This window comes from Helicobacter pullorum NCTC 12824 (assembly GCF_017979475.1).
GTDB lineage: Bacteria > Campylobacterota > Campylobacteria > Campylobacterales > Helicobacteraceae > Helicobacter_D > Helicobacter_D pullorum.
Genome location: NZ_JAERIT010000015.1, coordinates 1 through 24,179, shown reverse-complemented (window position 1 = coordinate 24,179; position 24,179 = coordinate 1). Strand labels below are relative to the sequence as shown.

The following is a 24,179-nucleotide window of genomic DNA, read 5'->3' as shown; positions in this document are numbered from 1 at the left end:
TCTTTAATTTTTGCCTGTTGTAGCATTGAGATTTGCATTGATTTTATCTTTGATTTTTTGGGATTGTCTTTGTGCAAAGGAATCATCAACTTGAATTGTTAGCGTATCAATAAACTCTTGCAGATTAATCCTGCTAAAATCTAGTTTTTGGAATTGTTCAGGCGTAAATCCTCTACAATTTGGTGAATCTCCACTGCCCCAACCAATACCAAGCTGTTGTCTGCCCTGCTCTTGAAAGATACGCCCAAGTAAGCTATTAAAACAACAATAAGACTTACTATTTTGAATGCAAATCTTAGAAAAACCTAGATTAATTTTTTTAGAGCAATATTCTCCAACCTCGTGACACTTCTTTTGTTCATTTTGTTTAGCTAAATTCTTTTCACTTTCTTTGCAAGAAATAAGCCCTAAGAATACTTTATCTTTATCACAACAACCGCCCCCTGTTAATCCTAATAGTTTATCACCACTTCTACAACGATTATCCTTACCATTAAAGATTAAAATCTCTCCACTACAACTCCCATCTTCATTCCACCCATTATTATCGGCATCATTAACCCCTGTTGGATTCCCTGAGACTTCAATAATAGGATCTCCACCATTACTATTTACAAAGCAAGGATGTGGAGAGCATTGAAGTTTTCCATCATATTCCACACAACCCCTCTCTTTATTATAGGGACAAACTTTTGTAGAAGCTTGACAATTTAGAGCAGGTGGAGTGCTAGGATTATTAGGGCAAGCGTCCCCTACTCCATCATTATTAGTATCTATTAAATCTTTAATGCTTGATGGATTACAATTTCCACCTTGCTCAATAGGTGTATAATTAGCAGGACAAGTATATTCATAATAGCTATAATGGTCATAATAATCTCCACTATTGCAAGTAAAACCGCTACCTTGAATATTATTTTCACAAGAAATACCCTCACCAATTAATCTTAAAGTAGCTCCCCAACCTCCTGTTCCAACTGTTCTAAAAAACAATCTAACAAAATTTTCTCCTTCTTTTAAATAAGGCAACATTTCTATTTTATTTAAAGCAGTAGAAGAAGCAGAAGTCCATCGACTAAGTTCATAATAATTCCCATTTGGATTCCAAGGAACATAAATAAGACCTTGTGTATCTCTTTCATAGGCAGTATTAATAAATTGATTAGGCTTATACATTACCACCCAATCATCTGCACCTAAAGAAATAGCCTTAAAAGTATCTATTTTGCTTAAATCATTAATGATAAATTTTAAATCCACAAACTCGGCGGCTTCGTATCCAACATTACGATAAAAAGAAATATCTATAAATTGTCTTTGCATATAAATTTTAGCTTCGACTTTCTTTGAACTGCCCTCTACTTTATCAGAAGTATCTACTTTACATTCAGTTAAGCCAATAGGACAAAAAAGTTCCCCATTAATATCATTCAAACAAGTAAAACTTTGCATTCCTTTACTCTCATCAATACTATAATTTGGATCATTGCTTGTCCAAGAATTGCATTGTCCTACTATATTTAGGGTATCATCAATATCAGTTTCAGGAATAGAGTGGCAAATAGGCTGACTTTCAAATTCTATCACAGCATATTCTTTTTTAGGGATTTCATCTCCAGCGTGATTTCCAAAATCAGCCCATTCTCCACTATCAAATGCCATTGCCACCCAATGTTCCCCAAGTGGAGAAACAACCTCTTTTCCATTAATAACATCATTATTCTTTAAAAGATTATCAGGCTGTCTTGTAGCCCACTTAGAAAAGGCAACTGCACCATTTGTTTTAATATTTCTAAATCTTGAAGCGTCATAAGAACAACCTTTATTCTCTAAACAATGGTTTTGTGTATAGTTTGGATCATAAACGCCAATCCAAGCATATCTACCATTAGGGATAATAGAAGCGATAAAATCATTCTCACCTGAAGTTTCAGGAATGGCTAGATAGCCTCCATTTTTTTGTGCAAAGGCTTTTGCAGTATCAAAACTCATTCGTTTAATTGTAGTTGCATAATAATGCCCCCCATAGCTTTTAAATTCAGTGAAATCATTGCAATTAATCCCATAGGCTTGTGTTGCAAATAAGACACCTAGCAAACTTGTTCCCAAAAAAGTTTTTATTTTGTTGTGCATACCATATCTCCTACTGCTTCTTCAACTCCACTTAAAATACCTATTGCTTCTTCAAAATTATCAATAGAGCCACAATTATGCTTTATGCTTTCTCCTTTTGTAGTATCAACAGGACAAATTGTATAGTTATTTGTGCATTCTCTAATCTCTCCTACTAAAGTTACATTACTATCGGTGCTTTCTCCTCTAGTAGTTCCATCACTAAAGATAGAAGTATCTATTTTTTGAGTTAAAACCTCACAATATTGTATTTTGACATTCTCTGCTTGATAGGAATTATTTACCTTTTCTCCACCATTTGTATAGCTATAAGAGAAATTATTTTGATTATATTTCAAAGAGTCTTCAACATTTGCTTGTGTTCCTGAAATAGCACTTTGTGTTTCTTTGTCTAATTTAGTCATATTATCACTTCCTTTTTCAAAAACACTATATACGCTATTTTCATTTAAACTTTGAGAGGAAGCTTCACTTTGCGTCATAGAGGCTAAGTCAGAATCTCTTGTAACATTAATGCTTCCAGCATTACTACAATTATTATAAGTCTCACCATAATAAACTAAAGAGCTGTTTTTATAAGTAGCTCCACTAATAATAAATTGCTCGCTAGAAGTAAAATAAGAGGAAATGCCTCCTCCTATATCTTGTAAAATTCTTTGTTTTTGAGAGGTTGAAATTCCACCTTTAGTAATATCATAACAAGAGATACTTTCACTATTAAAAATTTCTTTAGTAGTAACATTTCCATTATTAACTTCCCATTGGTAATAGCTTAAGCCTAAGAGTGGATTATTTTTAACAAACCCACTAGCACAAATTCCTGTAACACCACTAAAATTATATTTACTCTCTTTAGTGCCATCATAATTTTTATCTATGGAAATAGTGATATTAATTCCACTAACGCTACTTGCATACTCAATTTCCATATATTCTATTTTACTATTTTCTCCACTACAAGAAATATTAGCATTGCCACTTTGAGTGCCATCGACTGTTTGCAATTGACTGCCATTAGAGATAGGGGAATTAATAGTTAAATCCATATTCCCCCTAAAATAATTTAGTAAGCTATTACCTACACTATTACCCTCTTTTAAGTTGTCATTTGCATAAAGAAAACTAGAGCAAACCACCGAAATTAAAATAAATCTTAATATATTCATTATTGTATCCTTTACTTTCCAGCCTGAGTTCTAACATTGTAGCCTTTTACTAAATTTTCAATGGCTTCAAGTTGCTTAGTTTCATCTGCAAATTTACTTTTAAAGATTTTAGCTCTAGCATCAACCTCAGCCCTCATTTTTGAAACTTTTTCTCTAAATTTACTTAAATGCTCTTCTTGTATTTCTTTCTCAATTTGCGTTTTATCCATTCCTATAATCAAAGCTTTTTGAACATCTGCAATAAGCCCATTTATGAAGTCATTAAAGGTAGATACGGCTGCGATTTTGAAGTAAGGTTCTCCATTAATATTAGGACTAGCAATTAAAACATCAACCAATTTTACAATTGGCATTGAAAGTGCCGAGACAAAGTATTTATCATCTTCAGATAACTCTTTATTAGCTCGCCCATTTTCAACAATTTTTTGTATCCTATTAGAGATTTCCCCAATAAAATGTTTTATTTTTACTTCTTTGGAATCACTTTCTGTTGGCTTTTTATAATTTCCTGTTTTATTGTCTTTTACAATGTTCCAAGTAAGGATTCTTAAAGTGCTTTCCTTAGTTTGTTGTGTATCAAATTCCCCAAAAACAGCAGAGGCAAACTCTTTAGCCTCTAAAGAACCGCCAATAAAAATACTTTTAAAATCTACTGTCTCTTCTCCTGTGCTAACACTTTGCTTGCCACTATCAAACACTACAACATCGCCTATTAAATCCCTTAGCAAATCTTCATAATCATTTTCGCCAATAAGTTTCCTAAAATAAATATCTTTCCTATGTTCTAAAACCTGTCTTAAAAGGCTACCTTGTCCATATACTTTATCAGAGGCAGTCCCCCCATCATCACTAGGAAATTTTCCATTAATAAAATTAGTAAATCTATTAACAGAATCTGAAACACCATCACTAAAACCTGAAATCCAATCTTCAACAACACCAGATTCAATAGCAGTAGAACCAATATTTGATTTTAATGATCCTGCAAGTTTATCGCTCCAATTATTTAAAGCTGTGCAAGTATCAAAGTTCATACCATTAATAGCATTAGCAATTTGTTCTAGCTCAGTCATAATCGTATCACAATCTTTACAAAGTGTTGAAAGTGCTATCTTAAAGGCAAAGGCAGGGGCGGCAGTGGTAATCTTTTTAAGCTTTTCCACGATATTGTCAAAGTTCAAATATGAAAAGCCGCCAAATACCATATCAATACCTGAACAACCTATATTCAATGAGGGCGTTTGAATATTAAAAGGATTGATAATCCCATTTCCACCGCCAAATCTAATTCGACTACTTCCCAAGCTTATTAAACCACCTGCTTGAGATTTAAAATATCCTGCATCTTGATTTAATACTGCGGTATCTAAACTTTGACTGACAAAATTAGATAAACTAGCATTAGCAACTTGTTGCCCTAACATTGCAGACAATATAACACTTACAACTATTTTTTTCTTTACTGTAACCACACTACTACTCCTTTGACATCTTTTTTTGTTACAAAGCCCCAATACCTACTATCAAAGCTATAAGTATGCGTTCCCATTACAAAAAAAGAATCTTTTGGGATAATTCCATTCCATTTAAAATCTTGCACAGGGTTTCCTTTACTATCTTTTGGTAATGCACCACCTATAAACTCTCCATTACAATAAAATTTACCGCTTTTATTTTCCAATAAGTCTCCCTCTTCGCATTTCACATATTTTGCAAAAGATTTACCCTTTTTGAAATAATCAGTATCTAATGGAAAGTCAAAAGCCAATATCTCGCCTTTTAGATTTTTTAAGCTATGTTCTTTATCCACAACTACAAAATCTTTGCCTACAATGCTATCACTAATCAAAATTCCAAAATAATATTTATCTCCCAAATAATGCTTTTTGGCTATAAATAAAGCTCCAATAATCAAAAGCCCTAAAAAAACAGAGAAAAAAGAGGCTTTTAATACACTCTTAATTCCAAATTTTCTAATAAATTCCATAGGATTTAAACATAGAAATATTACTTTTACCTTTGTCATTGTTGCTCTTTATAGCGTTTATTAAATTCTTCTTTGAATTTTTCTAAAACAAAACCTGTGATATTTTTGGTATTTTCAAAGCTAAAAAGAGAGTCATCTTTAACAACAATTGCTTGATTATCTCTTGCTATATTATTAACAACCCCATCTAAAATCAAAAGAGAATCGTTATAAGAAGCCATATTAGGTATTTGATTGCTACCATTTTGGATAATCTTTGAAGCAATAAAAGTCATAATTTGATCTTCTAAGCTATTGCTTTGAATATAAAAAACATTCAAAGTGACATAACTCTCTTTATCTTTTTTGGATTGCATTTTGTCTTTAAGCCCTCCAACATTAAAAAAAGCCAAAATAAAGAACACGATACAAGCAAAAAATACAACATATAGTAGATTTAAAATATTCCTAGAATATTTTAAATTTTCAGTTTTCTTTGTCTCTCGAGATTTTTTTTGCATTAGATTCCTTTGCTAGCTTCTTAAAAAATGATTTTATGTAAAAAATGTCAAATATTTACAAATAAATTTAAAATTTTAAAAATGATTCTAAGAAACTGAATGTGCAAAGGAACATTCTGCTTAAGATTCCAACTCTACTGAAAATTTTTAATGAGTTAAAAAAGAAAAGTTATGCTATATTGCTGTATTTATTGACATAAATAAACTTCAAATGTAATCCAAGATTATTTAAGAAAACTGAAATTTACAAGCCACCTTGCATTTTAATATATTAATAAAAAAATATATTATTATAAAAAAACACATTAATTACTATACTAGTAATTAATATATTTTTTTATTAATATATTAAAATATACACAAAAAGCTTAAAAAAAATTAAATTTTTTTATTAAATAAATTTTATATTTAAACTTGAGCGTATTTTAACCGAGCAATACTCCATTTAATACAAACTTTTTCTTTTTTTATAAACCCTAAAACCTGTATTCATTAGCGTCTAATTTCGTAATAGATTCTTAGCTAGAGTTTTTCAAAATCATTTTTAAAATCAAAAAATTTTTATTATTTTTTATTCATTTTTATAAATATTGAACACAAAATATATAAAATTTCTTTGAACTAAAAATTTTTAGTTTTAAAAAAACTTAAAGGAGCAAAAATGTTTGCAAACATTCAAGAAAATGGTTTAAGTGCTAACCTTCATTGGAACAAAAAGATTGGTTGGTTGCTTATTAGTGTTTTTATTTTTCTCTTGTTTTCATCTACAATGATCGCAGGAACAAGCACAGATTCTTTTGGCTTTAGTGATTTAAAAGACAGTATTGTTAATGAGCTTTTTAACAATCAATCCTTAAGGGTTATCATCATTCTTTTATTGTTAGGTATTGGACTTTTTGGTTCATACAAAATGAGTTCTTTAGTTCCATTTGCATTTACAGGACTTATAGCAATATTCTTTGTCTTTTTGCCAAAATTAGCAGAAGGGGCGGCAGCAGGAATTAACGCAGGATTGTTTTAATGGGACAAAGTGGCAGAACATTCATAAATAAATATATCGATAAGAAAATGATGGTTTGCAATTGGGAAATGGATATTGCTATGCTGTATGTTGTAGCACTTTATATCGCCTTAGTAGCTCCTTTTGAGGGGCTATCAAGAGTTGTATTTTCCATTGCTTGTTTTTATTCTGTTTTTTATTTTAGCAAGATTAGAAATGCAAGAATTAAAGGGTTTTTCACGCATATTATGTATATGATAGGTTTCTTAAAACCAAAATCTTATCCCCCAAGCTATATGAGATATTTTCTAGGAGGTTAATTTGTTAGAGAAGTTTTACAAAAATAAATTAGATAGATACATTTTTGAGAACATTACTTTTAGAATTATAACAATCGCATTATTGATGATAATCATTTATCTTGTATGGATTTTATCTACAAGAATTAATGAACAAAAAATTGTCTTTATGCCACCAAAAGTAATTACGCAAGAAATGTGGGTTAAAGGCAATGAAGTGTCCAAATCTTATTTACAAGATATGGGACAATTTATTGCTTCAAATTTATTAAATATCACAAAAGATAATGCAAAAAATAATGTTGATAACATTATGCACCTTATTGAACCTCAATTCTACAATAAAGTAAGAGCTGAACTTATTGCACAAACAGAATATATTATCAATAACTCTATTTCAAGAACTTTTTTTGTGTCTTCTGTAAATGCAGATACTAAAGGACTAATAAAAGTTATGGGTGTCATTAAAGACATTATCGGTGATAAAGTTGTTAATTCAGAAAACTATATCGTAGAAATCGGATACAAAATGGAACAAGGAAGATTTTGGATTAATTCCATTGATTCAAAAAATGAATTCAAAAGGACAGAACAATGATTAAAAAAATCATAACAATAATAGCGTTTTGCTTAGGATCATTTAACTTCTTATTTGCAACAACAATTATTGATAATCCAACTTCAGATAGTATTGAAGTCAATGTTTCAAATAAAATGGTTAATAGAATTGTTTTCCCAAGTAAAATTTTAGATACTTCTTATTCTCAAGAGATAGGTTTAGTAATACAGGTTTATGGAAATGAGGCATTTATTCGTTATCAACCTAAAATCAAAGAAAAAGTTAAAAAAGTAGGTAACAATGTTGAAGTTGTGGGAGAGCCTGAATATATTTATGACACTGCAAAACCAACAGAAATATTCTTTATTACCGAAACAAAAACTTATTCTGTTGCTCTACACCCAAAAAGCATAGATTCAGAAACTATTATCATCAATGATTTTAGAACAGAAAAACAAGAAATCCTAAAATATGAAACAGAGGACAATTATATTACTACACTATCTAAAATTACTGAAAGTGTTTTAAAGGGTGGAACGCCACAAGGATACAAAGTAAAAGAGAGACCTAAAAAATTAAAAGATTTAAAAGATATTAGCGTTTCCTATGTTAATTTATATGAGGGCGTTTTATATTCTGCTCACTTATTAGAAGTGAAAAACAAAACAAAAGAGGCTTTAATCTTAAATCCCAAAGAATTTATTGCTTATGCCAAAGATTCTCCAAAGTCCATTAGTATTTACTATGACAATGAAGTTAATCATTTGCTTCCTTTGGGTTATGCAAAAGTTGTAATTATTACCAAAACTAAGAAAGAAACAAAGGATAAAAAATGAAAGAAAAACTAACACACTTTTTCAAAAATTTTTTTAGCAATGATAATGGAAATTCTGATGATACAGAGACCAAACAAAAAAGGAAAATTCTTTTTTTGGGGGTAGCTATTTTAGTTATTTTAGTTTTTGTATTTCTAATCTTTAGTGGCAACTCAAATAGCGAAACAAACGCAATTAACGATAAAAACATTGGGAATTTTGTTTTAACCGATAAAGATGAAAATGTTAGAACAAATTGGATTGGTAGTGCAGCTGAAGACCTTGAATTATCTAAAAAGAAAATCGATTCCTTATCTATCACTAATCAAAGGCTAAATACAGAGCTTGAAACTTTAAAAAAGACAGTAGGAAATTTAGTTACCAACAAAGAAAAGAAAGAAAAAGAATCTCAATCTAGCAACATAGAAACCCCAAAAAATGTAACTTTAAATGGTATAGAGCTTCCTGACTTAGGCAATGTAAATTTATATAAAGACTTCCCAAAACCTAATGAAAGCAACAATTTTGGATTAGAAAAGACAGGAGAAGTTCCGCCTATTCAAGAAACTTACGAGGAAAGAACAAGATCTTTAGAAAATCCGCTTGTTTTTAATAATCACGCACAAAGAACAATACAAGAAGTAAAAGAAGAGGCGAAAGAAAAACACTATATTCCAACAGGTTCTTTTGTTAAAGTTGTTCTATTAAATGGTGTAGATGCACCAACAATGACACAAGCCAAAACTAACCCATTGCCTGTTTTAATGCGTGTAGTGGATACTTCAGTTTTACCAAACTCTTGGCAGTATGATATTAAAGATTGCTTTATTACAGGCGAGGGATATGGGGATTTAACAAGCGAGAGAGCTTATATTAGAACCAACACTTTATCTTGTATGGCAAATGATGGAAGACATATTAATTTGGATTTTAAAGGTGCTGTGTCAGGCGAAGATGGAAAAATCGGCTTAAAAGGGCGAGTTGTTACAAAACAAGGGGCATTATTAGCTAGGACTTTAATTGCAGGATTTTTACAAGGCGTAGGAGAATCTTTTGGACAACAAGATACTACAACTATCGTAAGTGGCTCAGGAACAACAACAGTTCCATTAGACCAAACAGCAAATGAAGCTTTTCAACAGGGCTTATTTCAAGGGCTTTCAGATAGTGCTGAGAAGTTAGCGGATTTTTATTTGAAAATGGCTGACCAAATTTCGCCTGTGATTGAAATTTCAGCAGGTAGAGAAATTACAGTCATCACTACTGATTTAACAGAAATCAAAAGCATTGAAGAAGAAGCTAAAAAAAGCACACAAATAATACTAAACAACCAAATACAAAAGGATAAAAGATGAAAAGAGTATTTAAAATTAGTTTTCTATCGATAGCTTTAAGCTCTATTTTAATGGCAGAACTAAGCCTTACTGAAAGACAAGAAGAAAGCTTAGTTAAAACCATTATGCCCTCTACAAAAATAGAAAAAGTAGATAGAGCAGTCATTGATGGCTTTTATAAGGCTTATTTGAAAAATGGGAATATTCTCTATGTTAATCCCTACAATAGAGCTATTTTTATAGGTGATATTTACACCGCAGGAGGCATTAATGTTTCAGCTCAAGAAAGAGAAGAATGGAAAAATGAGCTAAATAAAGCAATTTTAAAAAGCTTAAACGCCAAAAAACTAACAGAGCATTCTGAAAAAATAATTTTTGGTAAAGGGAGTAAGGATTATCAATTTGTTATCTTTACAGACCCTGAATGTCCTTTCTGCAATCAAGTTGAAAAGTTTTTATCAGAAAATAACGCAACAATATATGCAAATTTCTATCCATTATCTTTCCACCAAAATGCTAAAAAATGGAGTTTAGAGATTCTCTCTAGCAAAGACCATAAAGAAGCAATGCTAAAAATCCAAAAAACCCAAAAAGATTTGGGAGTGGAAATCACAAAAGAAGCAGAAGAACAATTAACAAAAATGATGTCTTTAGGTGAGACTTTAGAGATTCAAGGAACTCCAAAGATTTATGTAATCTCAGGGGATAAGGTTGTAGATATTATCGAGGGAGCAAATATCCCAAAACTAGAGAAATATTTAAAAGGAAATAGCAATGATAAAAAATAAAATCTTGTATTCAAGTTTAGTTTTAGCGGGAGTTTTATCTCTTAGTGGTTGCTCCGCTATGTTGCCTTATGAAGATAATTTTAAATGTGAAAAGGGAATAGATAGCGGAGTGTGTGCTTCTGTGAATGATGTTTATGAATTAAGCGATGATATGGATAAATTAAGAACAATTAATGCAAGTGGAGAAAATATCCCACAAAAGCCAACTAAGGAAATTGCAATATCAAATATAGATTCTAACAACTTAAGAAATATTGCAAATTCTATCTCTATTAAGCAAATCCAAAATGGAAAACCTGTTGTGTTTAAAATCAAAGAAACAACACTCACAAAAAATTATTACGCAGGGAGTGATCACAAATATATTGCCCCACATAATCAAGAAGTTGTAGAGTATTTAATTAAGGACAAAGAAGCTTATAAAAGGAGATTAAATAATGAAAGCAATGACGCCTTTAAAGATTATTTATATAAAAAAGATTCTAATAGTTCTTCAATCCGCAATAGAAGCACTATTAGCAATAACCTATCTAATGATAATATTTCTAATGGTAGTAGCTTTAATGATAGTAATCAGCTAAAAAATAATCAAAATGATTTATTGGCATTTTTAAATGAGAGCGATAATAAAAGAGCTTATGGAGATTCTAAGAAAACCAATAATTCTAATGCTTTAAATAGCACTAACAAATTTAACAACTCTAGTAACTCCAACAATTCAAACGATTTAAATGGATTTAATCATTCAAGCAATGCAAATTTAAACAATCCTCACTGTCAAAGTGGAGATATGCAAATTAAATATATTAATAGCAATGTCAAAATTTGCGTGTATCAAGCCAATATTAGAGAAAAACCTAGTTGTAGAGCAAATATTTTAGGAATTGCCAATAAGGGCGAGGTAATGTTTGCAGAATATGAGCAAGGCGGTTGGGTAAAACTTAACAATGGAACTTTTATCCACAGAAGTATTGTAACAATTGAAAAATAAAAGGAGTAAAGAATGTTCAACAAGATTTTAATAGGATTTTTATTAGGAAGTTTGGTTTTAACTCAAATATGGGCTAACAAACCTAGTTCTAAAGAGAAAAAAGAACAATTTATAATCAATGAAGAATCTTTTAATCTTATCAAAAGTGCTTTAATTAAAGTTATAAAAGAAAATAAAGAATTAAAAGAAAGGTTAAATCAATTAGAAACAAAAGTCGATAGAAATTCTCAAAATATCTTAGTTTTAGCTTCTTATTCTAAAGATAAAATAAAAGAAATTAAACTGCAAAATAATGAGGAATTTGAAAGATTTAAGGCTCAACAAAAAGAAGTTTTAGAAAAAACCAAAAAACAAAAGATAATTCCTAATAAAAAAACACAAAAACAAGAAGCTATTTCCATTAATCACGATGAGATGATTAAAAATGTAATTGAACATTTTAAAAATGATACAAAAACGCCTCTTGAAGCTTATTTTGTAAGAAAAAGCCACGCAAGAGAGGGTGCAGGAACTGAGAATAAATCAGTAAAAATCCATCAAGCAGGAGATGAAACTAAGATTCTAGGAATAGAAAATAATGCAGGGGATTATTGGTTTCAAATTGCCGATAGCAATTTTACACATTCTAAAAATCTAAAACCGATTTTTAAAGAAAATAAAAAATCTAAAGTTAAGACTGATCCAATAGTTAAAGAACAGGCAAGTAAATTAGTTAAAGAGATTAAACAAGAGCAAACAAAAAGCAAAATTGAACTCGATATGGAAAAAGCACAGAAAATCTTAGATGAAAAAAGTAATGGGGGTAATCAATGAAAATTAATTCCAAAATATCATTTTATAGTCTTTTAATAGTTGGAGCTATGTCTCTTAGCGGTTGTTTGGCAAACAAGCAAGTTGAAATTACCCCAAACCATTTAGATGCAGAATTAACCAATTTAATGAAAGGCGAAGAAAGGGCATATAGCGATGATGAAGAAGCAGTTATTTCTGCTTTATTAAAAAATTCTCCAAGTTATGCACAAGCAAAAAGACAAGAGGCAGTAGAGGAAAATATTGTTCAATTACCTAATAATATGCCACTTTATAGAGAACCGCTTTTTGCACAACTTGTTGTATTTCCTTATGTAAGTAAAACAGGAATTTACCACGGATATAGCGAAAGTTGGATAAAAATTAAAGAGGGCGAATTTGTCTTGAGCGATCCAAAAAGTGCAAATCAAAGGGAAAGATATAGAACTTTTAATGAGGCAGGCTATTCTAATGGAAAATAACATTAAAAATTCAGTGATAAAAAATTATCAAAAAAGCAAAGAAATGGTTTCTAACGCTCAAGAGAAAGGCTCTACATATTACAAAGAAAAATCTCACGAGCTAAAGCAAAAGGCGTTAAAACCTTTTGATGATTTAACCTCTTTGCCCACTTCAATATGGAATAAAATCTTTAAACGATATAGAATATCCGATTTTTTACCTTATGCTTTTTATAATGATAAGGAAAAGATTTTTCGAAATAATGACAATACCTATGGCAGTGTCTTTCAAATTTCCCCAAGAATTAAAACAGGGGAAGCAACAGCAGTTACTCTAAGGGAAATTATTGATAGACTTCCTGAGGGTGTATTTTTGCAGTTTATGCTATTTGGCTCTAAAAATCTAAACAATCAAATTAATTTTTGGGAACAGGAACATTTAAAAAGAGGAATTGCAGAGAAAGATGAGTTCTTAATGAACGCCGTTAGTTCTATGTCTGATTTTTATCGCTCAAAAACTAAAAATCCACTTTCAAAAAGTATGATAACAATGGCTAAAAACTACACTATTATCATCTCTTTAAAATCTGAAAATAAAGGGAAACTTTTAACATTTAAAAGGGATGTAAAAAATATCTTTGAAAGTAACAATTATTATCCAATAGAACTAACACCACAAAATCTAAAAATCTTTTTGTATGAAATTTTTAATCCTGAACACGATTTAAATAATATCCCAAATTATGATGAGAATATGTATTTATCTAGGCAATTAATTGCCCCTAATACTCCTTTTGCTGTAAAGGATACTCATTTGGAAATTGACACTAAGAGTTGGATTTCTTTAGGCTTGCAATCTTTACCAAAAGAGTTTCATATTAGCGATTTTGGAGAAAAAATAGGAGATACACTTTCATCTGCATTAGATTCCAATCAATTTGTGGATACTTTTTTTATCACTTCAAGTATATATCTTTTGCCACAAAAAAAGACGAAAGAGGCTTCAAGAAATCACACTTTTAATATCCAACAAAAGTGGAGTGAAGCGATATTTAGGGAGTTTGCGGCTGTAAGGCAAGAGAGCTTAGGCATTATTGATAGAATTGACCAAAAAAAAGAAAGATTATATGCCTTTGATTTGAATGTATTAATTAGCGGAAAAGATTACGAACAAGCGAGCGAGAATGCCGATAGAATTATCTCTTATTGGAACAAAGGTGGCGATCAAGGTATTATTATGGGAAAAGCTCTCGGCATTCATCAATTAAATTTTTTAGCTTCTCTACCTATGGGAATTAATGAAGAGTATTTATTCACATTAACAAAAAAATATCGTTCATTATTCTCTGAGCAAATTGCACAATTTATTGCTTTAGAAGCAGATTATGCAGGGAATAGTCCAAATCTAGTATTTTATTCTCGTAGAGGGCAAATGGCAGGGCTAGATTTGTTTGTATCTAATACAAATTACAATGGATTTGTGGTTGCTACTTCAGGGGCAGGAAAATCGGTTTTACTTAATATGTTAGCTTTTAATAGTTATGCACGAGGAGATAGAGTTTTTATTATGGATTATGATAATTCCTTTTTTAAATTGTGCGAGACGCTACAAGGACAATATTTAGAGCTTAATTTAGAAAAACCTATATCCTTTAATCCTTTTAGCGAAATCCATAGCAAAGAAGAATTAAAATCAGACCTTGTTTATCTTGGTAGTTTAATTTATATGATGGGTGCTTCAAAGAATATTGACCATTCCGAAAAACACGAAAAATTGATCACTTCTAAGCTCCACGAAATCGTTGAAAGGTTATATGATGAAATTGGCGAAAAAATGGAAATCACTAATATTAGAGATGAAATTAAAACTATTGAGGACCAAAGATTTCAAGATTTTGCAAATCAATTAAGACCTTTTTGTAGAGAGGGAATTTATGGAAAATTTTTCTCAGGCAAATGTGATTTTAATATTAAAAAAGAATTTATTGTAACTGAATTTAAAGCAATGGATAATACACCTGATTTAAGAGATACACTTATTATGCTAATGATTTACCACTTAAATCAGTTGGTTTATATGGGAGGAAGCAATGAAACTAGAACCACAGTTATTATCGATGAAGCTCATAAATTTTTAGGCAGAAATATATTAATGGACGAAATGATAGAGCAAGGATATAGGAGATTTAGAAAGTATTCAGCCTCTGCAATTCTTGCAACACAAGGCTTTAATGATGTTTATAACATAGAAAGTAAAAGTCTAAGTAAGGCAGGATCTGCCATTATTAATAACTCTGCGTGGAAAGTTTTTATGAAACAAACTGAGGTATCTGCAAATGCTTTGCTTAAATCGCAACTTTTTAGCTTTACACAAATAGAAGAGAATATCATTAAAAACATATCCACTAAAAAAGGTGAGTATTCAGAGTTAATGTTAATTAGTCCTGAAGAAGTAAAAGTTCCTTATAGGCTTATAATGGATAGATTCTTTTACTATGTCACCACAACAGACCCCAATGATAAAAAAAGAATACAAAAATTGGTTGATAGTGGTGTTCCATTAGGAGAAGCAATCAGACAATTAGTTAAGGAGGACGAAAATGCAAGTTAATTCTATTGCAGATTCACTTTTCAAGGATTTCATAGAAGTTTTTATGATTGAAGAAAAATCTAAAAAGATTGAGGGATTAATTAAGATGAAAGAAAAAATTAAAAATCTTAATTCTTTTCCTAAATCTGAAAAAGATGAACAACTTTCTTGCTATCTTGATAGCTTTTCATCTTTAATTGATTTTGGCGATAGAAATCTTTTAATAAGAAATATTGAAAAAGAACTCGCAGAATTGCAACGCTAAAATCAGGCAGGTTTAACCTGCCTAATATTATTTAAACAAATCTTCTAAATTTTTGTTTAAAATGGGTTCTCCAATACCAAAAGTTAAAAAAATAGGATTTGCTTTATAAACATCATAAATAGATTTTGCGAAATCTATTCCGATTTTTTTATGTCCCGTTTCATAGTTTTGGAGAAGTTTATCGGTTACCCCCAAAACAAATGCCATCTCATTTCTTTTTAAACCTAAACTTTCCCTGATTATTTTTAATCTTTCTCCTGCGATTACATTATTGTAATCTAATAACCTATCTCCGTTCATATTTTATCTCCTTATATATGAATACAAGAATCTTAACAAAAAAGGACTAAAAAACTCCAATTATATTCTCTTATTTTGTAAATATTGGACACAAAATTTATAAAATATAAAAATATTTTAAAGAAAGGGGCAAAGTTTTGGCAAAACATCTTGTAGTAAAAGAATTAAAAAGAAGAGGAATGAATGTTTCCTATTTTTGTAAAAAACATAGACTTAATATCAACACTTTTTATGCGGTAATTACAGGTAGATATAGAAATCAAGAAGTGATTAACATACTCAGAAAAAGAAGATTACTTTCTCACTTGTATAATGAATTTCCTGAATTAAGAATTGGGATTTACAAAAAATGAAAAACTCACCTATTCAACAAATCAGCGAATTAACAAAGATCTATGGTATATCTGAAATAGAGATTATTGATTTATTAAGAAAGGCTGTAACTAAAAGTTCCCCACACAAAGAGATTGAAGTAGAAGTCTCTAATCAAAAATTAATTTTTTACAAGACCTTTTATAATCGCTACAATGAGTTAAAAAGAGAGCAAATTAAACTCAAAGTAGAGGATAAAAACAAGATTAATAAAATTTTTTACAAACTTCTTTTTAAAGAATCACAACTGAGGATTTTTAAGAATATTAAAGACTTCCAAAAAAGTAACAATGGTGTAATTAGTGGCGAGGTTATAGGAAAAGTGGCAAATGGTTTTAAGGTTTTAACAAAATTTGGAACAGCTTATTTGCCATTTTCTGCTATCCCTATTGCAGAAAAAAATAAAAAAATATTCAAAAAGAATGTTGCTCATTATTTCCATATCAATAAAGTTACAATAAAAATGGGAGTTTTAAAAATAATTCTTGATAGATATAGTAAAAATATCCTATTGCAAGACATTAAAGAAATTATTGATACACAAGAACAAAATCTTATCAATATTAATAGAGATATAGGAAGCAAAATAACCCTTTATGTAAAAAATAAAATAGATAAAGAAAGTATTAAAAGGCTATCCAAAAGATATAAAGAACAAGTTAAAGTAAAGGTTTTAAATGCTTGATAATAGTAGAGAATCAAAAGCAAGAGATAATATCGGCAGAAAAAATCAAGGCGGAGATAGATGGCGTGGTAGTGAGCTAGATAATATTATTGAAGCTGAACAGGAACTTTATAGAACAAGAATTGATTCAAGAAATATCTTTACCATTCTTAGCGAAATACAGAGATATTATGTTATTGAGAGGCGTTCAGATGAGCTACCAAAAGAATATTTTACTATTGAGCAGATTCTAGGATATTTTAAATCAGGATTTGTCAATGGTATGGCAGAAAGTTTTATATTCTTAACGCTTGTTCCATTTTTAACAATTATTTATCCTAGTTTTAAATATTATTTTTTAGATTCTAATATTACTGATGGGGAGATTTTATTCTTTCAAATTATCTCTTACTCTCCCATTATTATCTCAACGCTTTTTATAATATATATCGGTAAATATTATTATGGAACAATTACAAGAAGAGCTATATTTTCCTTAATTAATGGGAGAAGTTTATCCTTTATGGTTAAGGGGGTATTGTTTTATTTCTTAATCAATTGGTTTATTGGGTATTCTTTAAAGAACCCAAATGTTTTGTATGAGTTAGCGGATATTACACAAGCAGGCATTAATATGTTTTCAGAACTCAAAATATCCACAGAATCTTTATATCAATATTATTACAAATACGCAGTCATTGCCCTAAGAGAAGCTAGTTTAAGCATTTTGCTAACAATGTTGTTTTTTGCCGCATTGCCTTATGGGACAATTTTTTTAATTAGCTACATTAAACGAGTTAAAAAGCAAAAAATCTTAGAAGATTTAGAAACTTATTAAGAAAGGAAGCACAATGGAAGGACAAAAAAATATGGAAAATAATGGAAATAAAATAGAAAAAGTTAGGAAAAATAAGGGAAATAATATGGAGAATAAAAATCAAAAAAAAATAAATATTAATGAGTCTTTAAGTGATTTTCAAAAACACATCGAATATGAAAAACAGTTTTTATTTAAATTAATTCCGTTTCTAAAAACATTTAAGCTTAATATCTTTAATTACAATACAAATATTGGAAATTTGGCATTAAGTATTGGGAATATCCTAGATATTAGAAGTGATGATTTTATTTTTGCTTGTTACTATGCCAATATGTCTTTTCTCTCTATGGAGCATCTTTTAAGAAAGGAAACTTTAAATGAAGAAGAGCTAAAAACTTTTAAAAGGCACATTTATCTAAGTGCTGATTTCTTAGAAAAAATCAATTTGCCAAAATCAGCAGAAATTGTCCTCTATCACCACGAAAAGCCAAACGCACAAGGGTATTTAAGAAAACAATCTTACCCTAAAGAATCTGCAATTATTAATATTGCTGAGGAATTTACAGAGGCAATTTTGCCAAGAGAATATAGACCACAATACACTTTAAAAGAAGCATTACAATTAGCTTTAGAACCTTATAAAAATAGTATATTCTTTGATAATAGAGAATATGAAATTATAAAAAAGAAACTCACTAATTCTTATTTGGAACTAGTTTAATGCTATTTTTAACAAAAGAAACAAGCCAAAGAACCTATGTCGGAAAGGGATTTGCTTTAGAAGATAAAAGGAAAGAAAACCTATTAGATATTTATCAAGATGATGACAATCGCCCTAACCATACTTTTGTATTTGGCTCAACAGGGGTTGGAAAAACTAGACTATTAGAGGGCTTAATGGAACAAGATATTAAAAAAGGACAAAGTGTTGTTATCATTGACCCAAAAGGCGATATAGGACTCTTTTCAAAAATGGTGGAAATGGCTAAAAAATGCCAAAGGGAACAAGATTTAATGTTTATATCTACCATATTTCCTAAATACAGCCTAAAAATTAATCCGCTTAACAACTATTTTATTGATGAGGAAATTATTTCAAATATTATTAGTGGTGTTCCTGCAAAAGATGAATTCTTTTTAAAAGTAGCACAAGAAACAACAACAGCTATTGTAAAAAGCCTTGTTTTGCTTAGAAAAATTAATGGTAACGATGAACCTATTACCTTTGAAGAAGTAGCAAAAAAAGCTCATTATAGAGGCATAGAATCTTTAAAAGATGAATTAGATAGCATTGAATCTTGTAATGAAGATACAGATTTAAATGCAGATTTAATTAGAATTAAAAGCCTATTAGAACAAGTAATGTCCTCAAACCAAGATTACTTCTCAAAAGTTACCACAACACTAAGAACAACACTCTCTGAAATGTCAGTAGGAAATATTGGGAAAATTATAGGAAATGTTAAAACCAATAAATTTATTGACAGATTAGAGGAAGATAAACCTGTTTTACTCTATGTAATGACGGGTTCAATGGTTACAAGAGAAAGTTCATCAATCCTAGCAAAAATTGTAGTCTCAATGATTCAATGCTGTGTGGGTAGAGTAATTTCATCAGGAAAAAGCTTTACTCATCGCCTTAATATTTATATCGATGAGTCCGCTAGTGTTCTTTATAGAGGAATTGAAACTTTATATGCACAAGGCAGAAGCTCAAATATTAATCTTACAGGCTTAACTCAGTCCAAAGCAGACTTAATAGCCGCCATTGGAGATGACGCTGCCGATAGGATATTAGATTTAACGAATACTAAAATTATTATGAGAATTAATGAGCAAAAAAGTGCAAAGATGATTTCAGATATGGCAGGAAAAAGAATGGGATATTCTGTATTTTTGAACCTAGATGGAGGCTTAAACTCAAGAGAGGTTGAGGAGATGAACATTGAAACTGATGATATTACCCAACTACAAAAAAGAGAGTTTTTCTATTTTGGATTTGAGGGAAGATTTAAAGGAAAGACTGCACCTGTATCTAATTGTAAATTACAAATTATATTCCCAGATATTTCAACAAAAGAAGCAAGGAAAAATAGATAATGTTAAGCGTTATAGAAAATAGTGTAAAATTTGTTTTAAAACACCGCTATTTAAGAATGGGGATTAACTATATAGTTATCTCTTTAGTATTCTTTTTCTTTGTTGTTGCATTTATGATATTTTATAAAACAGGGGTAATCTATTATAACCCCACTATTCTTTTACACAAAAAAACTTATTTATGGCTATGGGAAAACTATAAAACCATTTTTATTTTTGCAGTGTTTATTGAACAATTTATGCTTTGGCTATTTTTATTCTACAATAAAGCAAAAACCAATAAATCATCATTCCAGCAAGAAGAAGTAGAAAAAGTTCCGCTAGAGAATTTTGTTCATTTGTGGCTTTCTGAAGAAGAAATGGAAGATCTCTACAAAAAAACACCTCAAAAAGAGAAGCAATTAAGAATGATTAGAGACCCAGAGAGTCTTGAAGTGTGGATTAACACCGTAAATGATCTTTTCATTGATGAAATCAAACTTTTTATTTATGAAGTTATTAGACCAAATTTTGAATTGTTTTCAGAAAAAGAACTACAAATGCTTGTAATGTTTCTTTCTTTTTTGCAAGAAAATAAAGAATGTCCTAGTGTAACTTCTATTTACCATAGCGATAGCAACAAAGCCTATAAAGAAGATATGATTACGCTTAATATTTCTGCTTATGAGGCATTAAGTAAATATGTTCCACTTTTAACACATAGCTTAAATGTCGCAAAAAATGCAGTCAAGATTATTGAATCAGAAAAAATATCAGTTAGTAAAAAGAAAAAGATAATTCCACAAAGTATATTAGCCTCTTTGGCTCACGATTTAGGCAAAATAGAGCGTTATAATTCACAAGTAACTACCAATAAAGATTATGTTAAAAGAGTAAAAGAGCTACCCCATCAAGAAATTTCATCAATGATTGTCAATGAAATAGGCTACATAGGCATTAAAATGGATGATGAATATATTAAAGAGATTGCAAGAGTGGTTAAAATGCACCATACACCAATCAATAAAGATGATTTATTACTTTATATTCTTATTCAAGCAGATTGGGCAACAAGAAACAAAGAAAAGCTTTATTGTATAGAACAAATCAAAAACGAAGCTAAAAAGAAAAATGAACAAGAAGCTAAAGAAGTAATTGAAAAAAACACAGAAACAACCCAACAAGAAAGTATAGAAACAAAAACAATCCATATAGCTGAATTTGAAAATAGAAGTTCTAGCGAAGTTTTAGGGTTAAAAAACAAAGATAGTTATATTGCAATGTTAAACCTAACACGAGAAACAAGAAAAAACACAATTAAGGAATTTGCAATATTCTTTAAAGATATACCCCTAAAATATATACACAATGATTCTCTGTTAGTCTTTTTGAAAGAAAAAGGGATGGCAGATGTTGAAACCATACTTTATAAACTACAAAATGCCCTTAAAGATAAACATACCATAGCTTATCTTTCATTAAAGGGGATAGATAATGCTTATAAAGCAATCAATGTTTTACAAAAGGCACTTTTTAGCAACAATGGAGAAATTATCAATGCAGAGGATTTTATAGAAGCAGAAAAAGATACGCTTGGCAAAAAAGAGGAGAATATTGTAATTCCAAGCGATTTTCAAGACAAAATCAAAAACGCTAAAGAATCTTTAACAACAATTGGACCATCTAAGAAATCTGATATTAAAGAGAGTGCCTTTGAATGTGATAAGTTTGCAGAAGCTATATTTTCTCAAATTAGAGAAAAAGTGGGAGAACCATTTTCAGGCTCATCAAGTTTTTGTGCTGTCCCCTATAAAACACGAAGTCGTATTTTAGTGAGCAGTCAATTTTTTATTTCACTAATTGAGGAGGTTAGCAAATGTAGCAGAGGCGAGGCAATTAAAAGAGCTAATTATTTTGTGAAATATTATGGAAGTAAAGATTCTAATCCTAGATATATTTATGATATTAATGTAACCAAAGGATATTATACAAGCATTTATTTTTTGGTAGAGAATGGCAAGAAATTTGAATATATTTGTGTCCCTTTTGATAGAAAAGCTTTAAATATTGATAATGCAAAAATGGATTACTACACCAAAAAAGAAACATTAAAGAATATAAAAATTGAACAATTTATGCAATTTTAGGAGGCAAAATGCAAAAGATTAGTTATCAAAGAATGAAGCTTTTAAGAAATAAGAATGCAAAAATAATAATTACAAATAACATAGAAGCAGAAGCATTGTTAGATTTAACAAAAAAGCTAGATTATGCACTAAGAATCTTAAAAGAAAACGCAGGAGGGCTATATGATTATGAAGATGTTGTTAAAAATATCAATGTAATAAAAGAATTAATTACTCACAATTCAGACTTTATAGAAGAGCTTTATAAAAAAATAGGAAAAGATTATAGTAAGCCTGCAACAATTAAATTTATGGAAAATAAGGAGAGCCAATGAAACAGATAATTTTTCTTTTTTTTATCCCTCTTTTTTTACACGCTAAGAGCTACTATGTCGAAGCGGGAGAAATGTTTAATGTAGAACCTCAATTGCTTTGGGTAATTGCTAAAACAGAATCTAGTTTTGACACTAAAGCTCTAAATAAAAACAAAAATGGGACTTATGATATAGGCATTATGCAAATAAACTCTATCCACTTACCTGAATTAAAAGAAAAATACAATATCAAAAAAGAGGATTTATACAATCCAAGAGTTAATATCCATATAGGTGCAATGATACTTAAAAGATGTCTTGATAAACACAAAGGAAATCTTACAAATGGAGTTACTTGTTACAATGGCAGAATTAAAGATAACCCCTATGGCAAAAAGGTTTTAGAGGAACTCTCTTTAGCCTTAGAAACTTATAATATAAAGGAGAACAACAATGTTGCATCAAAAAACGATTAAAAGGTTAGAAATTACTTCTATCATAACAATTCTTGCTTTTATAGGTTATTTCTTTGGGGATAAAGTTACTTTTTTTGATGAAAAGCTAACAGGAAGTGTTTATAAAATCTATGATGGAGACACAATCACTCTTCATAGAGACAACAAAGACTATAAGATAAGATTCTTTGGAATAGATGCCCCCGAATTAAAACAAGAGTTCGGAAAGGAATCAAGAGAACATTTATTGGAGCTTTGTCCCATTGGAAGTGAAGCAACTGTATCTATTAAAGATAAAGATAAGTATGGAAGAATTGTAGGAATTATAGAATGTAAAGGATACAATTTAAATAAAGAACAGGTTGCTCAAGGCTATGCGTGGGCATATACTGATTATTCCTTTTTGTATTTTCCTAATCAGTTTAGTGCAAAAACAAAAAAATTAGGATTATGGCAACAAGATAATGCAATAGAGCCTAAATTGTGGAGACAAATGCAAAAAAAATAAAAAATAAAACCTATATCAAATAAGGAGCAAATATGAAAAAAATATTGTTTTTATTATTTTTAGTGGAAGGAGTAACTTTTGGAAATCCAAAGGTTTATAATGATATTTTTGAGGGGCAAAAAGTAGCTTTAAAAGAAGCAAAATTAATGCTCTACATTATATCCTCATCAAAATGCCAACACTGCCACAATTTACTTAATGGTATTAACAATACTCCCCATCTTTTAAAATTATTAAAGGATGATTTTGTATTTATAGTAACTGATTTAGAAAATCCATATTCTAGGATTCCAAATGATATAGTCTTCAATGGAAAAACACCAACAACCTATATTCTAACTCCAACAGGCAATTTAATAGGAATTCCAATCGAGGGAAGTATAAAATCTCAAGACCTTTACACTCTTTTGAAAGGATTGGAGAACTATAAAAAAGAAAGGCTAGGATTCTAATTAAAAATTTAGTTTTTCCCTCGAGCAAGAAAACTTTGTTTCTTCATTTCAATGGCAATCATTAAGCTAAAGCAAAGTAGAAATATTATTTTTGCTTTTTTAACTCTTCTATAAAATCACTCCACCATTGCATTAAGGCTCTCCTATCCTCCAGCCTTAAGCTTCTATTATACACTGCTTTGACTTTGTTTCTCTCTCTATGGTCAAGGCAAAGCTCTATCACTTCAGAATCTTGCTTGTGCTTGTTTTTGTTTTCATAAAGAAAGGTTGAAGCGGTGCTTCTAAATCCGTGATATACCATTAATTCTCCAAAACCTAAGCGTTTAAGACCATAGTTTAAAGTGTTTTCTGCTATGGATTTATTTTTGCTAATCTCGCTTGGAAACATATAAGGGCTTGGATAGGCAAAGTC

The 24,179-nt window shown here is 30.0% G+C and carries 28 protein-coding genes; 21 read left to right on the top strand and 7 right to left on the bottom strand.

Annotated elements, in window-relative coordinates:
- Positions 1 to 3 precede the first annotated feature (3 nt).
- Genes traN through JJQ98_RS08405 form a run of 5 tightly spaced genes read right to left on the bottom strand, consistent with a single transcriptional unit; the run spans position 4 to position 5,786 of the window.
- The gene (gene traN / locus JJQ98_RS08425) at positions 4 to 2,133 is read right to left on the bottom strand and encodes a conjugal transfer protein TraN (protein WP_151105186.1); all 2,130 of its coding nucleotides are present in this window, start codon (positions 2,131 to 2,133) and stop codon (positions 4 to 6) included.
- Complete coding sequence (locus JJQ98_RS08420; RefSeq protein ID WP_065838167.1) at positions 2,118 to 3,299, bottom strand: hypothetical protein; 1,182 nt, start codon at positions 3,297 to 3,299, stop codon at positions 2,118 to 2,120. The genes traN and JJQ98_RS08420 overlap by 16 nt, the downstream gene beginning before the upstream one ends.
- 11 nt (positions 3,300 to 3,310) lie before the next feature.
- A complete protein-coding gene (locus JJQ98_RS08415; protein ID WP_151105185.1) occupies positions 3,311 to 4,771 on the bottom strand; it encodes a conjugal transfer protein TraH in 1,461 nt (486 codons plus the stop codon).
- A complete protein-coding gene (gene lepB, locus JJQ98_RS08410; RefSeq protein WP_240723870.1) occupies positions 4,759 to 5,325 on the bottom strand; it encodes a signal peptidase I in 567 nt (188 codons plus the stop codon). Before lepB ends, JJQ98_RS08415 begins: the two co-directional genes overlap by 13 nt.
- Entirely contained in the window at positions 5,322 to 5,786 is a 465-nt protein-coding gene (locus JJQ98_RS08405; RefSeq protein WP_134043735.1) for a hypothetical protein, read from the bottom strand. The genes lepB and JJQ98_RS08405 overlap by 4 nt, the downstream gene beginning before the upstream one ends.
- 661 nt (positions 5,787 to 6,447) lie before the next feature.
- On the opposite strand from JJQ98_RS08405, the gene JJQ98_RS08400 reads away from it, so the two are divergent.
- From JJQ98_RS08400 to JJQ98_RS08350, 11 genes are read left to right on the top strand one after another with little or no spacing between them, the layout of a single operon-like run.
- Positions 6,448 to 6,807 (top strand): hypothetical protein, encoded by a 360-nt coding sequence (locus JJQ98_RS08400; protein WP_065837169.1) that lies wholly within the window; start codon positions 6,448 to 6,450, stop codon positions 6,805 to 6,807.
- Complete coding sequence (locus JJQ98_RS08395) at positions 6,807 to 7,106, top strand: type IV conjugative transfer system protein TraL (RefSeq protein WP_054198533.1); 300 nt, start codon at positions 6,807 to 6,809, stop codon at positions 7,104 to 7,106. Before JJQ98_RS08400 ends, JJQ98_RS08395 begins: the two co-directional genes overlap by 1 nt.
- 1 nt (position 7,107) lies before the next feature.
- On the top strand, positions 7,108 to 7,683 hold the full coding sequence (locus tag JJQ98_RS08390) for a TraE/TraK family type IV conjugative transfer system protein (protein WP_060663258.1): 576 nt from the start codon (positions 7,108 to 7,110) through the stop codon (positions 7,681 to 7,683).
- Positions 7,680 to 8,480: a TraK domain-containing protein gene (locus JJQ98_RS08385; RefSeq protein WP_134043732.1), complete on the top strand. Its 801-nt coding sequence runs from the start codon at positions 7,680 to 7,682 to the stop codon at positions 8,478 to 8,480. Before JJQ98_RS08390 ends, JJQ98_RS08385 begins: the two co-directional genes overlap by 4 nt.
- Complete coding sequence (locus tag JJQ98_RS08380; protein WP_134043729.1) at positions 8,477 to 9,814, top strand: TraB/VirB10 family protein; 1,338 nt, start codon at positions 8,477 to 8,479, stop codon at positions 9,812 to 9,814. Before JJQ98_RS08385 ends, JJQ98_RS08380 begins: the two co-directional genes overlap by 4 nt.
- Positions 9,811 to 10,581, top strand: coding sequence for a DsbC family protein (locus JJQ98_RS08375; RefSeq protein WP_005023112.1), 771 nt, complete (start codon positions 9,811 to 9,813; stop codon positions 10,579 to 10,581). The genes JJQ98_RS08380 and JJQ98_RS08375 overlap by 4 nt, the downstream gene beginning before the upstream one ends.
- The gene (locus JJQ98_RS08370; protein ID WP_134043726.1) at positions 10,568 to 11,572 is read left to right on the top strand and encodes a hypothetical protein; all 1,005 of its coding nucleotides are present in this window, start codon (positions 10,568 to 10,570) and stop codon (positions 11,570 to 11,572) included. Before JJQ98_RS08375 ends, JJQ98_RS08370 begins: the two co-directional genes overlap by 14 nt.
- Positions 11,573 to 11,584: 12 nt before the next feature.
- Positions 11,585 to 12,385: a hypothetical protein gene (locus JJQ98_RS08365; protein WP_134043723.1), complete on the top strand. Its 801-nt coding sequence runs from the start codon at positions 11,585 to 11,587 to the stop codon at positions 12,383 to 12,385.
- The gene (locus JJQ98_RS08360) at positions 12,382 to 12,843 is read left to right on the top strand and encodes a hypothetical protein (RefSeq protein WP_005023119.1); all 462 of its coding nucleotides are present in this window, start codon (positions 12,382 to 12,384) and stop codon (positions 12,841 to 12,843) included. Before JJQ98_RS08365 ends, JJQ98_RS08360 begins: the two co-directional genes overlap by 4 nt.
- Complete coding sequence (locus JJQ98_RS08355) at positions 12,833 to 15,433, top strand: TraC family protein (RefSeq protein ID WP_247596733.1); 2,601 nt, start codon at positions 12,833 to 12,835, stop codon at positions 15,431 to 15,433. The genes JJQ98_RS08360 and JJQ98_RS08355 overlap by 11 nt, the downstream gene beginning before the upstream one ends.
- Positions 15,423 to 15,677, top strand: coding sequence for a hypothetical protein (locus JJQ98_RS08350; RefSeq protein ID WP_060661746.1), 255 nt, complete (start codon positions 15,423 to 15,425; stop codon positions 15,675 to 15,677). Before JJQ98_RS08355 ends, JJQ98_RS08350 begins: the two co-directional genes overlap by 11 nt.
- A gap of 27 nt (positions 15,678 to 15,704) precedes the next feature.
- Here the strand turns inward: JJQ98_RS08350 and JJQ98_RS08345 are convergent, their stop codons facing one another.
- Positions 15,705 to 15,977 (bottom strand): helix-turn-helix domain-containing protein, encoded by a 273-nt coding sequence (locus tag JJQ98_RS08345; RefSeq protein ID WP_005023128.1) that lies wholly within the window; start codon positions 15,975 to 15,977, stop codon positions 15,705 to 15,707.
- A gap of 137 nt (positions 15,978 to 16,114) precedes the next feature.
- Between JJQ98_RS08345 and JJQ98_RS08340 the strand changes: the two genes are divergently transcribed.
- From JJQ98_RS08340 to JJQ98_RS08295, 10 genes are read left to right on the top strand one after another with little or no spacing between them, the layout of a single operon-like run.
- Positions 16,115 to 16,330 carry a hypothetical protein gene (locus JJQ98_RS08340; RefSeq protein WP_005023130.1) on the top strand — a complete coding sequence of 72 codons (216 nt, stop codon included), beginning with the start codon at positions 16,115 to 16,117 and terminating at the stop codon, positions 16,328 to 16,330.
- The gene (locus JJQ98_RS08335; protein WP_065837165.1) at positions 16,327 to 17,034 is read left to right on the top strand and encodes a hypothetical protein; all 708 of its coding nucleotides are present in this window, start codon (positions 16,327 to 16,329) and stop codon (positions 17,032 to 17,034) included. Before JJQ98_RS08340 ends, JJQ98_RS08335 begins: the two co-directional genes overlap by 4 nt.
- Complete coding sequence (locus JJQ98_RS08330) at positions 17,027 to 17,851, top strand: hypothetical protein (protein WP_065837164.1); 825 nt, start codon at positions 17,027 to 17,029, stop codon at positions 17,849 to 17,851. The genes JJQ98_RS08335 and JJQ98_RS08330 overlap by 8 nt, the downstream gene beginning before the upstream one ends.
- A 13-nt stretch (positions 17,852 to 17,864) precedes the next feature.
- Positions 17,865 to 18,554 carry an HD-GYP domain-containing protein gene (locus tag JJQ98_RS08325; protein WP_134043720.1) on the top strand — a complete coding sequence of 230 codons (690 nt, stop codon included), beginning with the start codon at positions 17,865 to 17,867 and terminating at the stop codon, positions 18,552 to 18,554.
- The gene (locus tag JJQ98_RS08320) at positions 18,554 to 19,933 is read left to right on the top strand and encodes a type IV secretory system conjugative DNA transfer family protein (RefSeq protein WP_005023138.1); all 1,380 of its coding nucleotides are present in this window, start codon (positions 18,554 to 18,556) and stop codon (positions 19,931 to 19,933) included. Before JJQ98_RS08325 ends, JJQ98_RS08320 begins: the two co-directional genes overlap by 1 nt.
- Positions 19,933 to 22,059, top strand: a complete 2,127-nt coding sequence (locus JJQ98_RS08315) for an HD domain-containing protein (RefSeq protein WP_134043717.1) — start codon at positions 19,933 to 19,935, stop codon at positions 22,057 to 22,059. The genes JJQ98_RS08320 and JJQ98_RS08315 overlap by 1 nt, the downstream gene beginning before the upstream one ends.
- Positions 22,060 to 22,067: 8 nt before the next feature.
- On the top strand, positions 22,068 to 22,373 hold the full coding sequence (locus JJQ98_RS08310) for a hypothetical protein (protein WP_060661742.1): 306 nt from the start codon (positions 22,068 to 22,070) through the stop codon (positions 22,371 to 22,373).
- Complete coding sequence (locus JJQ98_RS08305) at positions 22,370 to 22,828, top strand: lytic transglycosylase domain-containing protein (RefSeq protein WP_060663249.1); 459 nt, start codon at positions 22,370 to 22,372, stop codon at positions 22,826 to 22,828. Before JJQ98_RS08310 ends, JJQ98_RS08305 begins: the two co-directional genes overlap by 4 nt.
- Positions 22,806 to 23,315 carry a thermonuclease family protein gene (locus JJQ98_RS08300; protein ID WP_143422021.1) on the top strand — a complete coding sequence of 170 codons (510 nt, stop codon included), beginning with the start codon at positions 22,806 to 22,808 and terminating at the stop codon, positions 23,313 to 23,315. Before JJQ98_RS08305 ends, JJQ98_RS08300 begins: the two co-directional genes overlap by 23 nt.
- A 32-nt stretch (positions 23,316 to 23,347) precedes the next feature.
- Positions 23,348 to 23,767, top strand: coding sequence for a hypothetical protein (locus JJQ98_RS08295; protein WP_060661739.1), 420 nt, complete (start codon positions 23,348 to 23,350; stop codon positions 23,765 to 23,767).
- An 85-nt stretch (positions 23,768 to 23,852) separates the two neighbouring features.
- On the opposite strand, the gene JJQ98_RS08290 is transcribed toward JJQ98_RS08295, so the two are convergent.
- On the bottom strand, positions 23,853 to 24,179 hold a 327-nt coding region (locus JJQ98_RS08290), incomplete at its 5' end, for a tyrosine-type recombinase/integrase (RefSeq protein ID WP_425591578.1).